This window comes from Bacillus sp. FSL W7-1346 (assembly GCF_038593335.1).
Lineage (GTDB): Bacteria > Bacillota > Bacilli > Bacillales > Bacillaceae > Bacillus > Bacillus altitudinis.
This window is the reverse complement of sequence record NZ_CP151988.1, coordinates 3,345,348-3,360,212: the sequence shown is the minus strand read 5'-3', so window position 1 is coordinate 3,360,212 and position 14,865 is coordinate 3,345,348. Positions and strand designations below refer to the sequence as shown.

At 41.7% G+C, this 14,865-nt stretch carries 15 protein-coding genes; 13 read left to right on the top strand and 2 right to left on the bottom strand.

Going from position 1 to position 14,865, the window contains the following annotated elements:
• The first annotated feature begins 8 nt into the window (after nucleotides 1-8).
• Together NST09_RS17335 and NST09_RS17330 are read left to right on the top strand one after the other, a co-directional pair.
• On the top strand, nucleotides 9-1,151 hold the full coding sequence (locus NST09_RS17335) for an acyl-CoA dehydrogenase (RefSeq protein WP_017368220.1): 1,143 nt from the start codon (nucleotides 9-11) through the stop codon (nucleotides 1,149-1,151).
• Nucleotides 1,152-1,280: 129 nt separating this feature from the next.
• Complete coding sequence (locus NST09_RS17330; protein ID WP_129547942.1) at nucleotides 1,281-1,478, top strand: hypothetical protein; 198 nt, start codon at nucleotides 1,281-1,283, stop codon at nucleotides 1,476-1,478.
• Nucleotides 1,479-1,491: 13 nt separating this feature from the next.
• Here NST09_RS17330 and NST09_RS17325 read toward each other — a convergent pair whose 3' ends face one another.
• Nucleotides 1,492-1,965: a DUF2798 domain-containing protein gene (locus NST09_RS17325; protein WP_242497036.1), complete on the bottom strand. Its 474-nt coding sequence runs from the start codon at nucleotides 1,963-1,965 to the stop codon at nucleotides 1,492-1,494.
• 377 nt (nucleotides 1,966-2,342) lie between these two features.
• On the opposite strand from NST09_RS17325, the gene rpoE reads away from it, so the two are divergent.
• Both rpoE and pyrG read left to right on the top strand, forming a co-directional pair.
• Nucleotides 2,343-2,879 carry a DNA-directed RNA polymerase subunit delta gene (rpoE, locus tag NST09_RS17320; RefSeq protein ID WP_017368217.1) on the top strand — a complete coding sequence of 179 codons (537 nt, stop codon included), beginning with the start codon at nucleotides 2,343-2,345 and terminating at the stop codon, nucleotides 2,877-2,879.
• A gap of 238 nt (nucleotides 2,880-3,117) precedes the next feature.
• Nucleotides 3,118-4,725 carry a CTP synthase (glutamine hydrolyzing) gene (gene pyrG / locus NST09_RS17315; RefSeq protein WP_017360053.1) on the top strand — a complete coding sequence of 536 codons (1,608 nt, stop codon included), beginning with the start codon at nucleotides 3,118-3,120 and terminating at the stop codon, nucleotides 4,723-4,725.
• Between the two features lie 41 nt (nucleotides 4,726-4,766).
• On the opposite strand, the gene NST09_RS17310 is transcribed toward pyrG, so the two are convergent.
• The gene (locus NST09_RS17310) at nucleotides 4,767-5,297 is read right to left on the bottom strand and encodes a DUF2529 domain-containing protein (protein WP_035389805.1); all 531 of its coding nucleotides are present in this window, start codon (nucleotides 5,295-5,297) and stop codon (nucleotides 4,767-4,769) included.
• 180 nt (nucleotides 5,298-5,477) lie between these two features.
• On the opposite strand from NST09_RS17310, the gene NST09_RS17305 reads away from it, so the two are divergent.
• The 9 genes from NST09_RS17305 (at nucleotide 5,478) to malS (ending at nucleotide 14,822) form a co-directional block, all read left to right on the top strand.
• A complete protein-coding gene (locus tag NST09_RS17305) occupies nucleotides 5,478-5,852 on the top strand; it encodes a response regulator (RefSeq protein WP_003214681.1) in 375 nt (124 codons plus the stop codon).
• 178 nt (nucleotides 5,853-6,030) lie between these two features.
• Nucleotides 6,031-6,888 (top strand): class II fructose-bisphosphate aldolase, encoded by an 858-nt coding sequence (locus NST09_RS17300; protein WP_007497678.1) that lies wholly within the window; start codon nucleotides 6,031-6,033, stop codon nucleotides 6,886-6,888.
• Nucleotides 6,889-6,999: 111 nt separating this feature from the next.
• Entirely contained in the window at nucleotides 7,000-7,638 is a 639-nt protein-coding gene (fsa, locus tag NST09_RS17295) for a fructose-6-phosphate aldolase (protein WP_342493156.1), read from the top strand.
• 246 nt (nucleotides 7,639-7,884) lie between these two features.
• Entirely contained in the window at nucleotides 7,885-9,174 is a 1,290-nt protein-coding gene (locus NST09_RS17290; protein ID WP_342493155.1) for a UDP-N-acetylglucosamine 1-carboxyvinyltransferase, read from the top strand.
• A gap of 32 nt (nucleotides 9,175-9,206) precedes the next feature.
• Nucleotides 9,207-10,172 carry a class II fructose-bisphosphatase gene (gene glpX / locus NST09_RS17285; protein WP_007497670.1) on the top strand — a complete coding sequence of 322 codons (966 nt, stop codon included), beginning with the start codon at nucleotides 9,207-9,209 and terminating at the stop codon, nucleotides 10,170-10,172.
• A gap of 365 nt (nucleotides 10,173-10,537) precedes the next feature.
• A complete protein-coding gene (rho, locus tag NST09_RS17280) occupies nucleotides 10,538-11,821 on the top strand; it encodes a transcription termination factor Rho (protein WP_007497667.1) in 1,284 nt (427 codons plus the stop codon).
• A 130-nt stretch (nucleotides 11,822-11,951) separates the two neighbouring features.
• Nucleotides 11,952-12,152: a 50S ribosomal protein L31 gene (rpmE, locus tag NST09_RS17275; protein ID WP_003215407.1), complete on the top strand. Its 201-nt coding sequence runs from the start codon at nucleotides 11,952-11,954 to the stop codon at nucleotides 12,150-12,152.
• 87 nt (nucleotides 12,153-12,239) lie between these two features.
• A complete protein-coding gene (locus NST09_RS17270) occupies nucleotides 12,240-12,842 on the top strand; it encodes a thymidine kinase (RefSeq protein ID WP_007497666.1) in 603 nt (200 codons plus the stop codon).
• 279 nt (nucleotides 12,843-13,121) lie between these two features.
• On the top strand, nucleotides 13,122-14,822 hold the full coding sequence (gene malS, locus NST09_RS17265; RefSeq protein WP_072367350.1) for an oxaloacetate-decarboxylating malate dehydrogenase: 1,701 nt from the start codon (nucleotides 13,122-13,124) through the stop codon (nucleotides 14,820-14,822).
• Nucleotides 14,823-14,865: the final 43 nt, after the last annotated feature.

The following is a 14,865-nucleotide window of genomic DNA, read 5'->3' as shown; positions in this document are numbered from 1 at the left end:
GGCTCATGATGCAGTTCCAATTAAGTGACGAACACGAAATGATACAAAAAATGGTGAGAGATTTTGCGAAAAATGAAGTGGAGCCAACAGCAGCAGAGCGAGATGAAACAGAATCGTATGATCCCGCTATTTTTCGTCAAATGGCGGAGCTTGGTTTAACGGGAATCCCTTGGCCAGAAGAAAATGGGGGGATTGGTAGTGATTATTTGGCCTATGTCATAGCGGTTGAAGAGCTCTCACGAGTGTGCGCCTCAACAGGCGTCACCCTATCTGCTCACACATCACTCGCTTCATGGCCGATCTATACATTCGGAACAGATGAGCAAAAGGAGACGTATTTAAAGCCGCTTGCAGCGGGTCAGAAGATCGGCGCATACGCACTGACCGAGAGCGGCTCGGGCTCAGATGCCGGCGGAATGAAAACAACAGCAGTAAAAGCAGGGAATGAATACGTCTTGAACGGTGCAAAGATTTTTATTACCAATGGAGGCATTGCGGATTATTATATTGTGTTTGCTGTTACTGACCAGGATGCTTCATCCCGCAATACAACCGCTTTTATTGTAGAAAAAGAGACGCAAGGCTTCTCAATCGGCAAAAAAGAAAGCAAACTGGGCATCCGCTCATCGCCAACGACAGAAATCATCTTTGAAGACTGTCGTATACCCGAAAGGAACCGGCTTGGTCAAGAAGGAGAGGGATTTAAAATAGCGATGATGACACTTGACGGCGGCAGAAACGGTATTGCCGCACAAGCTGTTGGTATTGCTCAAGGTGCTCTGGATGCAGCAGTCAATTATGCAAAGGAGCGCAAACAATTCGGTAAACCAATCATTCAGCAGCAAGGCATTGCTTTTAAGTTAGCGGATATGGCAACGGCAATTGAGGCCTCAAGACTGCTCACCTATCAGGCAGCATGGCTTGAAACGAAAGGGCTTCCGTATGGAAAAGAATCAGCTATGTCCAAGCTCTTTGCCGGTGATACAGCCATGAAGGTGACGACAGAAGCTGTACAAATCTTCGGCGGATACGGCTATACAAAGGATTACCCAGTCGAACGCTACATGCGTGATGCGAAAATCACTCAAATCTATGAAGGTACACAAGAAATCCAGCGGCTGGTCATCTCACGGAAACTGCTAGATATGTAGAAACGAAGCAAAGACCACCTGATGTGAGGTGGTCTGTTTTTGTATCAAATGTGAAATCTCTCCAATATGATCTCATATCACCTGATCACTATGGTAAAATTGGGAAAAACCAGAATGGAGGTTATCATGATGAACACAACATTTATTGGCATTTTAGGAATCGTCACAATGATCATATGGATTATGGTCTCCAAAGAGCTTTCAAATTCTCCAAAAAAGAAGGAAGAAAAAGAAAACAGCCGCAGAAAACTCATTGTACTCATGTCTGCGGGCACTTTATTCACCGTACCTTTGGTTTTTTCACTCATTCAGAATATCCAGCTGTAACATATCCATTCGACTAAACCGCTGCTGTCTGTTTTAATTTCATCCATTTGAAGAAAACAAAACGGACAAGTGGTCCCATAATCAACATCTGCAAAGGGAACGCCAACATGACATTATGGCCGAAAATCGTTAAGTAATCAGATAGAATCGATTGTGTTTGAAATCCTGTGCTGACGCTTTGAACGACATATCCGCATAAAGACATGAGACACACCATCCCAAACACGATAAAGATAGAAAGAGTGAGAATAAAATAGATTTTCTTGCCTTTTGGGGCAAAACGGCTGGCTGCTTTTTTTGCTGAAGGCCCAACAATACACATCTCAATCAACAACGTGATGGCAAAACCGATCACATAGGTGAGTACACCTTCTAACCATGTCATATGTCCAAGCCGTCCATTTAGAAATAGGTTATAAAAGAACATCACTGAAAACATACAAAAACACATCAAGACACCAAATTGTATATCTTCTTTTTTTGTCATTGGCAATTCGATCAACCTCTCAAAATTAGTCTATTTATTATAGATTTCTGTATCAATTCGTCGTAAGTGAACATTTTGTGAAGGAATAAATCCCCTTTTTTAAGAAGAGTAAATGGCTTTGTATTCATCAAAAGAGAAGACAAAAAAGCATGCAAAACGTGTGCTTCACACATGAATTGTGTCAATTCGGCACAAATGATTGACCGCTAGAGGCTCCTCTTGTGAAAAAATCAAAAATTAACATCAATAAAGGTGGCATAAACTCCCCTAATTTGTTTATAATGAGAGGTATGGTTTGTCGTAAGAATAAGGTATAAATACTTATTATTTCACTGATAAATGGATACATACATGTAATAGAAAGGGAGTGTCTGACCTTGAGTTTGAAAGAATACTCACAGGAACAGCTCAAACAAATGTCTTTAGTTGAACTTGCTTATGAAATTTTCAGAGACAGCAAAACACCGATTACGTTTTCCGAGTTAATAGATGAAATTGTCCGTTTGCAAGGGATACAAAAATCTGATCTTGATGATCGACTTGCTCAATTTTATACAGACTTAAATATAGATGGCCGCTTTATTTCGTTAGGTGATCAGAGATGGGGACTTCGCAGCTGGTATCCAGTTGATCAAATCGAAGAAGAAGTTCAGCCAGCTGTGAAAACAAAAGCGAAAAAGAAAAAAACAAAAGCTGCTGTCGTTGAAGAAGACTTCGATGATATTGAAGAGGAAGAAGAAATCGACGAGCTTGAAGAAGATCTTGATCTTGTTGAAGACGACGAGGACCTTGACCTAGATGATGAAGAAATCGATGAAGAGATAGAAGACTTCGACGAAGATGATGATGAAGATGATGACGGCTTAACGGAAATTGATGAAGACGATTTAGACGATGATGAGGAAGACAAATAACCCTCACAAACCGGTCCTGAAAACAGGACAAAACCGTCTTGACTTTCCAGAGCGAACTATGTAGTATGTATTTTGGGCTCTCTAAAAAAGAGTACGTAAAGATACGTTCATTTACGCTCCCTTTCATTTATTTGAAAGGGAGCTTTCTTATTTTTCAAGAGATTTAGGGATACACTCTAAAAGGATGAAGCTGTGCATGTCTAGTCATGCAAGGGTAAAAAAGAGAGGAGCATACGAAATGACAAAGTATATTTTTGTAACAGGAGGAGTTGTTTCCTCACTTGGAAAAGGGATCACGGCTGCATCGTTAGGCCGCCTTCTGAAAAATAGAGGGATGGATGTCACCATTCAAAAATTTGATCCATATATCAACGTAGACCCAGGGACAATGAGTCCATACCAGCACGGTGAGGTATTTGTCACAGACGACGGTGCTGAAACAGACCTTGACTTAGGTCACTACGAGCGTTTCATTGACATTAACTTAAATAAGTACAGCAACGTTACAACAGGTAAAATCTACTCTACTGTTTTGAAGAAAGAGCGCCGCGGCGACTACTTAGGTGGAACAGTACAGGTTATTCCCCACATTACAAATGAAATCAAAGACCGTGTGTACCGTGCCGGGAAAGAAACGGGTGCAGATGTGGTCATTACAGAAATCGGTGGAACAGTAGGAGACATCGAATCCCTTCCATTCCTTGAAGCGATTCGTCAAATGAAGAGTGACATCGGCCGTGAAAACGTGATGTACATTCATTGTACCCTTGTTCCTTACATCCGTGCTGCAGGCGAACTGAAAACAAAACCAACACAGCATAGTGTAAAAGAACTTCGTAGTCTAGGTATTCAGCCAAACGTCATTGTGGTCAGAACTGAAATGCCATTGGCACAAGACATGAAGGACAAAATTGCGCTATTCTGTGATATTGATACGAAAGCAGTCATCGAATGTCAGGATGCAGATACCCTTTATTCGATTCCGCTTGATTTACAAAAACAAGGATTAGACAAGCTTGTATGTGAGCACATGAAGCTTGACTGTCAAGATGCGGACATGACGGAGTGGACGGCGCTTGTTGATAAAGTGCAAAACCTTTCAAAACAAGTCACAATTGGTCTTGTAGGGAAATATGTTGAGCTGCAAGATGCATACATTTCTGTCGTTGAATCACTTCGTCATGCGGGCTATGCATTTGATGCGGATGTTCAAATCAAATGGATCAACGCAGAAGAAGTCACAGCAGAAAATATGGCTGATTTCGCTCAAGATGTAGACGGCATTATTGTTCCTGGAGGCTTCGGAGACCGCGGAGTAGAAGGGAAAATCATTGCAACACAATATGCGCGCGAAAACAAAGTGCCATTCTTCGGAATCTGCTTAGGTATGCAAGTCGCATCTATCGAATATGCGAGAAACGTACTAGGTTTAGAGGGAGCACATTCCGCTGAAATTGATCCAGAAACAGCATTCCCAATCATCGACCTTCTTCCAGAACAGAAGGATGTTGATGACTTAGGTGGAACACTTCGCCTCGGCCTATACCCTTGTAAATTAAACGAAGACTCAAAAGCATTTGCTGCATACAATGACGAAGTCGTGTACGAACGCCACCGTCATCGCTATGAGTTTAATAACGAATTCAGACAGCAAATGGAAGCAGCAGGTTTTGTCTTCTCTGGTACAAGCCCAGACGGACGCCTTGTTGAAATCATTGAACTGAAGGATCACCCATGGTTCCTTGCTTCTCAGTTCCACCCAGAATTCATTTCAAGACCGACAAGACCACAGCCGTTATTTAGAGATTTCGTTGGTGCTTCACTACAGGCATCTGAATCAAAATAAAACAAAAAACTGCCGAGAATATCATCTTCTCGGCAGTTTTTTTATTCATATTCCTCAACGATTTCTTTCACAGTAAACGATAGAGCATGGTAGACATATAAGCAGGTCATCAGTGCAGGATAGCCGAACCTTGTTCCATCTTCTGCAGGCACAAGTGGTTTTTTGAGCTGAAAATCAATGTGGACATCACAATGCTCTTCAATAAATGATGTCTCCTTTTGTGCAGGACCGACCCCGACAATAGGTGTACCTTGTTCGTGCAGCTCTTTGACAAGGGATTGAATCTCTTGATCTTCTGGATCTGAATAAAATAAAAGCACCCTGTCACTTGGATGAAGTATGCTGCGCTCCTTTTGATCCAGCGGCAGAACCTTCGCACCCGGAAACGGCTCCTTGCTCTCAGATGCCTCTAAGGCTACAGCCGCCAGTTCATTCTTGCCATGAAAATACACGGCATGTCCACTGACAACGGCCTGAGCAAGAAGGCGTGCACCGTCTTCGATCGCTTCGGCCTGCTTATCTCCAATACGTGAAAAAATACCTGATAATTGGGTAGTGAAAATTTTTAACAAGACTCATTTCCTCCTTCTGTCAGATCATTTTATAATAGAATATAAAGAGAATATTAGGAAAAATGCTCAGAAAATGTCGTAAAGTAAACTATTATAATTAAAGGAAATGTGAAAATCAAACAGAATTATTTAACAACAGCTCTTTTTATGGCGAAAAATGAAAGCAATGGGGTGTAACAGATGAATGAGAAAATTTTAATTGTCGATGATCAGTACGGTATTAGAATATTGCTGAATGAAGTGTTTCATAAAGAAGGCTATCAAACCTTTCAAGCCGCTAACGGACTACAGGCATTAGATATTGTGAAAAACCATAGACCAAACCTTGTCCTGCTTGATATGAAAATTCCCGGAATGGATGGCATTGAGATTTTAAAACGCATGAAATTAATTGATGAAGACATTCGCGTGATCATTATGACAGCTTATGGCGAACTAGATATGATTCAAGAGTCTAAAGAGCTCGGTGCATTAACGCATTTTGCTAAACCATTTGATATTGATGAAATCCGTGATGCGGTCAAAGAATACTTGCCGCTCGAAACAAATGGCTAGATGGAAATGATTGAATCAAGTCATTCTGTTGCCGATTTGTCGAATAATTGGTATTCTAGATAAGAAGAAGAAAGCGATCTGACTTTGAAAGTTTACATATGGCGAGAAATTCTGGTCATGCTAGGGTGGAGAGCTTTTTTTAGTAAGCAAATTAGCTACATAGGGAGGATTTTTCATCATGCCTTTAGTTTCAATGACAGAAATGTTGAAAGACGCAAAGGAAAAAGGTTACGCTGTTGGACAGTTTAACTTAAATAACTTAGAATTCACGCAAGCGATTTTACAAGCTGCTGAAGAAGAGAAATCTCCAGTTATCTTAGGAGTATCTGAAGGAGCAGGACGCTACATGGGCGGCTTCAAAACAGTTGTCGCAATGGTAAAAGCGTTAATCGAAGAATATAATGTAACAGTTCCTGTTGCGATTCATTTAGATCACGGTTCAAGCTTTGAATCTTGTGCAAAAGCGATTCATGCAGGATTTACTTCTGTGATGATTGATGCTTCTCACCATCCATTTGATGAGAACGTAGCGACAACTGCAAAAGTGGTTGAGCTTGCACATTTCCACGGTGTATCTGTAGAAGCTGAGCTTGGAACTGTTGGTGGACAAGAAGACGACGTCATCGCTGAGGGCGTTATTTATGCTGATCCAAAAGAGTGCCAAGAGCTTGTAGAACGTACTGGTATTGACTGCCTTGCGCCTGCACTAGGTTCAGTTCATGGTCCATACAAAGGTGAACCAAACCTTGGTTTCGCTGAAATGGAAGAAATCGGTAAAACAACTGGACTTCCACTTGTTCTTCACGGCGGAACAGGTATCCCAACTGCTGACATCAAGCGTGCGATTTCACTTGGTACAGCAAAAATCAATGTAAACACTGAAAACCAAATTGCTTCTGCGAAAGCAGTTCGCGAAACACTTGCTGCAAAAACAGAAGAGTATGATCCACGTAAATATCTTGGACCAGCTCGTGACGCAATTAAAGCGACTGTTATCGGCAAAATGCGCGAATTTGGTTCTTCTAACCAAGCATAATTTGATGAGAACCGAAAGCCGCCTGAGTCACAGGCGGTTTTCTCCATATCTTGAGAAAGCGCAATCAAATTTACATTTCAGACAATTTATTGATAGGAGAGTGGCACAGTTATGTTATTTTTCTTAGACACAGCGAATATCGCAGACATCAAAGAGGCACACGAGCTTGGCATTTTAGCAGGCGTGACAACAAACCCTAGTTTAGTAGCGAAAGAAAAGGACGTATCGTTCCACGACCGCCTTCGTGAAATCACTGACGTGGTATCAGGTTCAGTTAGTGCGGAAGTCATTTCCCTCAAAGCAGAAGAAATGATCGAAGAAGGAAAAGAGCTTGCTGCTATTGCACCAAATATTACAGTTAAAATCCCAATGACAACAGACGGTCTTAAAGCGGTCAAAGCGTTAACAGACCTTGGGATTAAAACAAACGTCACGTTGATTTTTAGTGCAAACCAGGCACTTCTTGCAGCTAGAGCTGGTGCGACGTATGTCTCTCCATTCCTCGGCCGCTTAGATGACATTGGCCAAAATGGTCTTGATCTCATTAGTGAAGTGAAAACCATTTTTGATGTTCATGGATTAGATACACAAATCATTGCTGCATCCATTCGTCACCCGCAACATGTGACAGAAGCTGCGCTTAGAGGTGCTCATATCGGCACAATGCCGCTGAAAGTCATCAAGCAGCTGACAAAACACCCATTAACGGATGCAGGCATTGAGCAATTTTTAGCAGACTGGAATAAATAAGTGATTGTGGCAGACGGATACGCATCCGTTTGCCGCAGTTTTCCTTAAATACGCTAAGAAATGTTTTGTGCAAAGAAGAGAACATCACAGCCTCGCAAAGCTTCGATTATTTTTCTTCCGACAAATTTCGTTTAACCTGTATTCTTTCTCTTGATATTGGCTAAATTTTGGACAAGACCTTTTAAAGCGCGACATCCACAAACAGTATAACTCCAACAGTGATCTTCTTTAAGAAGGGAGACAAATATGGAAAAGTTAAACATTGCCGGCGGTGACCCCTTGCGCGGGACCGTACATATTAGTGGTGCGAAAAATAGTGCTGTGGCACTGATTCCTGCCACGATTCTCGCTGATTCTCCAGTAACCATTGAAGGCCTTCCGCATATTTCAGATATTGACACATTACGAGATCTGTTAGAAGAGATTGGCGGAAAGGTCACGTTTGAAAAAGGTAAGATGGTTGTCAATCCTGCCTCCATGATCAGTATGCCGCTTCCTAATGGGAAAGTGAAGAAACTACGAGCATCCTATTATTTAATGGGCGCCATGCTTGGTAGATTCAAGCAGGCTGTCATTGGATTGCCAGGAGGATGTCACTTAGGACCTAGACCGATCGATCAGCATATCAAAGGCTTTGAAGCACTTGGAGCCGAGGTGACAAACGAACAGGGTGCGATTTATTTGCGCGCTGAAAAATTAGTCGGAGCCCGTATTTATCTTGATGTTGTCAGTGTAGGTGCGACCATCAACATCATGCTGGCAGCCGTTCTAGCTGAAGGGAAAACAGTGATTGAAAATGCCGCAAAAGAACCCGAAATCATTGATGTAGCGACACTGCTTGCAAGCATGGGAGCTAAAATCAAAGGTGCGGGGACGGATGTGATTCGGATCGAAGGTGTGGAATCTCTTCATGGCTGCAGGCATTCCATCATCCCTGACCGCATAGAAGCAGGTACATTTTTAATTGCAGGTGCAGCGATGGGGGATGAAGTTGTGCTTGATAATGTGATCCCAACTCATTTAGAATCAATTACGGCGAAACTTAGAGAGATGGGATTCACAATTGAAACAAGCAACGATCAAATGCTGATCGTTGGCAGAAATGAAGGACTCAAGCCTGTCGATATCAAAACCCTTGTGTATCCGGGCTTTCCGACTGATCTTCAACAGCCGATGACGGCTTTGTTAACAAAAGCGAAAGGCACGAGTGTCGTGACAGATACCATTTACTCTGCCCGCTTTAAACACATTGACGAATTGCGTCGAATGGGTGCTAACATGAAGGTGGAAGGAAGATCTGCCATTATTACAGGTCAAACGCAGCTTCAAGGTGCAAAGGTCAAAGCAAGTGATCTGCGAGCAGGTGCTTGTCTCGTTGTTGCAGGGTTAATGGCAGACGGTGTGACCGAAATCACAGGGCTTGAACATATAGACAGAGGATATAGTATGCTTGAGGAGAAGCTTGAAGGCTTGGGTGCAACCATCTGGCGTGAAAAGCTGAATGACCAAGAAATAGAAGAACTTCAAAATTCATAAGGCTTTGACTGTGAGAGGAGATTTGGACAAAAATGGAAAGAAGTTTATCGATGGAACTAGTACGGGTGACAGAAGCAGCTGCATTAAAATCTGCTCGTTGGATGGGTAGAGGTTTAAAAGACGAAGCGGATGATGCTGCAACAAGTGCCATGCGTGATGTATTTGATACGATTCCGATGAAGGGAACTGTGGTCATCGGCGAGGGAGAAATGGACGAAGCGCCAATGCTTTATATTGGGGAAAAGCTTGGAAACGGATATGGACCTCGCGTGGATGTCGCTGTTGATCCATTGGAAGGAACAAATATTGTGGCAAGTGGCGGCTGGAATGCTTTAGCTGTTATCGCTGTTGCTGATCATGGCAACTTGCTGAATGCACCTGATATGTACATGGATAAGATCGCAGTAGGTCCAGAAGCGGTAGGCTGCATCGACATTGAAGCGCCTGTCATTGACAATCTTCGTGCTGTTGCAAAAGCAAAAAACAAAGATATTGAAGATGTTGTTGCGACAATTTTAAACAGAGAGCGACATGAAAAGATCATTGCTGAGCTGAGAGAAGCTGGAGCAAGAATCAAGTTGATCGATGATGGTGACGTTGCAGGAGCCATTAATACAGCATTTGATCACACAGGTGTTGATATTCTATTTGGTTCAGGTGGAGCGCCTGAAGGTGTCCTTTCTGCTGTTGCGCTTAAAGCACTTGGTGGAGAAATCCACGGTAAGCTTCTTCCACAAAGTGAAGAAGAGCTGAGACGCTGTGAGAAAATGGGACTGGATGTTGGAAAAGTCCTCAGAATGGAAGACCTCGTGAAAGGCGATGACGCCATTTTTGCAGCGACAGGTGTAACAGATGGCGAGTTATTAAAAGGTGTTCAATTTAAAGGCTCTGTTGGAACAACACATAGTGTTGTCATGCGTGCGAAATCAGGTACTGTTCGATTCGTCGATGGCAGACACAGTTTAAAGAAAAAACCGAATCTTGTCATTCGTCCGTAATCTGAAAGCGGGTATTCTTTACCCGCTTTTCATATAGGTGTCAAATATATATCATTTTCTTTTTAAAGTTGAATATTCCCTGCAAATGAGGTAAAACTAAAGAGTGCTGCGAAATTTTCTGCGAATTTACTTCTTTTTAAGCTTCAACAAGTTTAAATACTGCCGCATCATGACGATATACTCATTATCCTTCTCTATGTTGACAAAGCTCAATTTCACATTGTTCCTATCTTTATGATAAAACGAGTGGGAGCGTTACCATGAGAGCGAGGTCATTCCAACAAAAACGGAATTAAAAGCTAATCAAATACAATAGTCATGCATTCGTAATGAAATACATTGACTAGAAAAGTGTGGTGTCCATATTGAAAGATGTTTCGATTTCATCTTTGGAAAATATGAAATTAAAAGAGCTGTATGAGTTAGCAAAAAAGTACAAAATCTCTTATTACAGCAAACTAACAAAAAAAGAATTAATTTTTGCCATCTTAAAGGCGAATGCTGAGCAAGAGGATCTCTTATTTATGGAAGGGGTTCTAGAAATTATTCAGTCAGAGGGATTTGGTTTCTTAAGACCAATTAACTACTCCCCAAGTTCTGAAGACATTTATATTTCAGCTTCACAAATCAGACGCTTTGATTTAAGAAATGGTGATAAGGTGTCTGGAAAGGTACGACCTCCAAAAGAGAATGAACGCTACTATGGCCTCCTTCATGTCGAAGCGGTAAATGGGGACGACCCAGAATCAGCTAAGGAACGTGTTCACTTTCCTGCACTCACGCCGCTATTCCCTGATCGTCAAATGATTCTTGAAACACAGCCTAATCACCTGTCTACTAGAATTATGGATATGATGGCACCAGTTGGGTTTGGACAGCGTGGTTTAATTGTTGCACCGCCTAAGGCTGGGAAAACCATTTTGCTCAAAGAAATTGCCAACAGCATCTCTGAAAATCATCCAGAGGCAGAACTGATTGTTCTTCTTATTGACGAACGTCCAGAGGAAGTAACAGATATCGAACGTTCTGTTGCAGGGGATGTCGTTAGTTCAACCTTTGACGAAGTACCGGAAAACCACATTAAAGTAGCAGAGCTTGTATTAGAGCGTGCGATGCGTCTAGTTGAACATAAAAAAGATGTCATCATCTTAATGGACAGCATCACAAGGCTTGCTCGGGCATACAACCTTGTCATCCCGCCAAGCGGCCGAACGCTTTCCGGCGGTATTGATCCAGCTGCTTTCCACCGTCCAAAACGTTTCTTTGGTGCTGCGCGTAACATCGAAGAAGGTGGAAGCTTGACCATTTTAGCTACTGCACTTGTTGATACGGGATCACGTATGGACGATGTGATTTATGAAGAGTTTAAAGGAACAGGAAATATGGAGCTCCATTTAGATCGTTCTCTTGCAGAAAGAAGAATTTTCCCAGCCATCGACATTCGTCGTTCCGGTACAAGAAAAGAAGAACTGCTTGTGCCTAAAGAGCATCTTGATCGTCTATGGGCGATGAGAAAATCAATGTCAGATACACCTGATTTCGCTGAGAAATTCATGCGCAAAATGAGAAAAACAAAGACAAACCAAGAATTTTTCGATATTTTAACGCAAGAGTGGAAACAAGCAAATATGTCTGCATCAAGAAGATAGCTTCCTGAAAAAATACATTTGCAATCATAGACTTACACTGTTATAATTTTATCATGTGCGTTTCAGAATTTATTCTGAGATATTAACTCTGTTTCCGAATTGGATTCAGGGCGGAAGGAGATGACAGTAGATGAAAACAGGAATTCATCCTAACTACAAAAAAGCTACAGTCAAATGCGCTTGTGGAAATGAGTTTGAAACTGGATCAGTAAAAGAAGAGGTACGCATCGAGATTTGCTCTGAGTGCCATCCTTTCTATACAGGCCGTCAAAAATTCGCTTCTGCTGATGGACGTGTTGACCGCTTTAACAAAAAATACGGTCTTAAGTAATAATAGATACAATAAACAGGCAGGAATCCGTTCTTGCCTGTTTTTTTACGTGGATTGATGGAACTTTAAAACGGGGGAGAAGACCTTATGTATGTGATGAAACAAAGCGGTTGGCTTGAAGTCATCTGCGGAAGTATGTTTTCTGGAAAGTCGGAAGAATTGATTCGGAGAGCCAAAAGAGCCACCTTTGCCAAACAAGAAGTAAAAATATTCAAACCAGCGATTGATAACCGGTATAGCACAAGCTCAGTTGTGTCACATAACGGTTCATCCGTCGATGGGATTGCAGTAACCTCACCAAAAGACATAATAACGCACATATCAGAACGAACCGATGTCATTGGCATTGATGAGGTGCAATTTTTTGATGAGACAATCATTGATATTGTCACTCAATTGGCTGATAAAGGCTACCGAGTCATTGTTGCAGGCCTTGATCAAGACTTCAGAGGAGAGCCATTTGGTGTTGTTCCGCATTTAATGGCATGTGCAGAGCTTGTAACAAAACTTCAAGCAGTTTGTTCGGTATGCGGCTCCCCAGCGAGTAGAACACAACGCTTGATCGACGGTAAACCCGCATCCTATGATGATCCCATTATTTTAGTAGGTGCGCAGGAATCATACGAAGCACGATGCAGACATCACCATGAAGTACCAAAATTAGATGTTGGTACAACACTTGACAATTAAAAAAATAGCAAATGCCGCTGTGTTTCGTTTTTCGAGATTTTGGCTGAACACCCATCATTTGTACTTAAATAAATTAAATAACGCTACGAAAAAATTATCTAATTTTCAACGCTTGCGTTTTGGTATAAGCAGGCATAAAATGACTAACTGTAGTGTAAAGCATTTAAACGAAAAGTTCGATTTCTTGTCATAATTTTTTTGATTAAGGATTTTTCTCCTTGATCGTTCTTTGTATTAATAGTTCACTTTATTTATATTTTAGAAAGAGGGTAGTTTTTGATGAACAACGTGAAGAAAACAAAAGAAGGGTACCTCGAAACCACTTTGACAGGTAAAGATGTATTATCGATTCCAACGTTGAACAAAGGCGTTGCTTTCTCTGAAGAAGAAAGACAAGAGCTTGGACTAGAAGGATTACTTCCTCCAACTGTTCTGACTTTAGAACAGCAAGCAGAGAGAGCATACAAGCAATTTCTAGCTCAGCCAGATCGTCTTCGTCAAAACGTATACTTAAGTGATTTGCAAAACCGTAACGAAGTATTATTCTATAAGCTTCTAACGGACAAGCTTCGTGAAATGCTTCCTGTTGTTTACACACCAACTGTTGGTGAAGCGATTCAAGAATACAGCCATGAATACAGAAGACCTCATGGTGTCTACCTTTCAATCGACAACATTGACGGTATTGAGAAAGCATTTGAAAACTTACATGCAACAGCAGGCGACATCGACCTCATCGTAGCAACTGACTCTGAGAGTATTCTTGGAATTGGTGACTGGGGTGTTGGTGGTATCAACATCGCAATTGGTAAACTAGCTGTTTACACGGCTGCAGCAGGAATTGATCCAAGCCGCGTGATTCCAGTTGTGTTAGATGTTGGAACTAACAATGAAAAATTATTAAATGATCCATTGTACATCGGGAACCACCACAAACGTGTACAAGGTGAAAAATACGAAGAGTTCATTGATGCATATGTAAAAGCAGCACTTAAATTCTTCCCGAAAGCATTGCTTCACTGGGAAGACCTTGGAAACAAAAATGCGCGTAACATCATGAAAAAATACAACGACAACATCTTAACTTTTAATGATGATATCCAAGGTACTGGTGCCATTACTTTAGCGGGTGTTCTTGCAGCTGTCAAGAAAACTGGTACTCAATTGAAAGATCACCGTGTGATGATTTTCGGAGCTGGATCTGCTGGAATCGGAATCGCCGATCAAATGCGTGACACAATGGTTCTTGAAGGTCTAAGTGAAGATGAAGCAAACAATGCATTCTGGACGTTAGACTACAGAGGATTGCTAACAGATCAGTTTGAAGATGAAGTGCTTGATTTCCAAAAACCATACCTTCGTTCTTCTGATGAAGTAGAAGGCTGGGCTCGTGATGAAAAAGGACAAATCTCATTTGCTGAAGCAGTTCGCAAGGTGAAGCCAACCATTCTTATTGGTACATCAGGTCAAGGCGGCGCATTCACTGAAGAAATTATTAAAGAAATCGCAGCTCATACTGAGCGTCCAGTGATCATGCCGATGTCTAACCCAACTCCACTTGCTGAAGCAGTACCGGAAGATCTATTCAAATGGACAGACGGTCGTGCGCTTGTTGCAACTGGAAGCCCATTCGAAAATGTCGAGTATAACGGAATTGAACATGAAATCGGACAATCAAACAATGCGTTCGTTTTCCCTGGACTTGGTCTTGGTTCAATCGTAACGGAATCAAAAATCATCACAAAAGGCATGTTCGTTGCTTCAGCGGATGCGATTGCTGAAATGGTTGATCATGATAAACCAGGTGCTGGTCTACTTCCAAGCATTGATAAGTTACAAGAAGTTTCTATCAAAGTAGCTATTGAAGTGGCAAAAGCAGCAATTAAAGATGGTGTCGCAAGAAAAACACCTGAAAACATTGAACAAGCTGTGAAAGATGCTATGTGGATTCCTGAATATAAAAAAATTGTAAGAGCATAATAAAATGTGTAACGCGGCATTGTTTCGGGTAATGTAAGCAATG

Coding starts and splice junctions, on each gene's coding strand:
- glpX (WP_007497670.1), top strand. CDS start 9,207: ATGGAAAGAAGTTTATCGATGGAACTAGTACGGGTGACAGAAGCAGCT.
- NST09_RS17300 (WP_007497678.1), top strand. CDS start 6,031: ATGCCTTTAGTTTCAATGACAGAAATGTTGAAAGACGCAAAGGAAAAA.
- NST09_RS17335 (WP_017368220.1), top strand. CDS start 9: ATGCAGTTCCAATTAAGTGACGAACACGAAATGATACAAAAAATGGTG.
- rpmE (WP_003215407.1), top strand. CDS start 11,952: ATGAAAACAGGAATTCATCCTAACTACAAAAAAGCTACAGTCAAATGC.
- NST09_RS17305 (WP_003214681.1), top strand. CDS start 5,478: ATGAATGAGAAAATTTTAATTGTCGATGATCAGTACGGTATTAGAATA.
- pyrG (WP_017360053.1), top strand. CDS start 3,118: ATGACAAAGTATATTTTTGTAACAGGAGGAGTTGTTTCCTCACTTGGA.
- malS (WP_072367350.1), top strand. CDS start 13,122: ATGAACAACGTGAAGAAAACAAAAGAAGGGTACCTCGAAACCACTTTG.
- NST09_RS17270 (WP_007497666.1), top strand. CDS start 12,240: ATGTATGTGATGAAACAAAGCGGTTGGCTTGAAGTCATCTGCGGAAGT.
- NST09_RS17290 (WP_342493155.1), top strand. CDS start 7,885: ATGGAAAAGTTAAACATTGCCGGCGGTGACCCCTTGCGCGGGACCGTA.
- fsa (WP_342493156.1), top strand. CDS start 7,000: ATGTTATTTTTCTTAGACACAGCGAATATCGCAGACATCAAAGAGGCA.
- NST09_RS17325 (WP_242497036.1), bottom strand. CDS start 1,965: ATGACAAAAAAAGAAGATATACAATTTGGTGTCTTGATGTGTTTTTGT.
- NST09_RS17330 (WP_129547942.1), top strand. CDS start 1,281: ATGAACACAACATTTATTGGCATTTTAGGAATCGTCACAATGATCATA.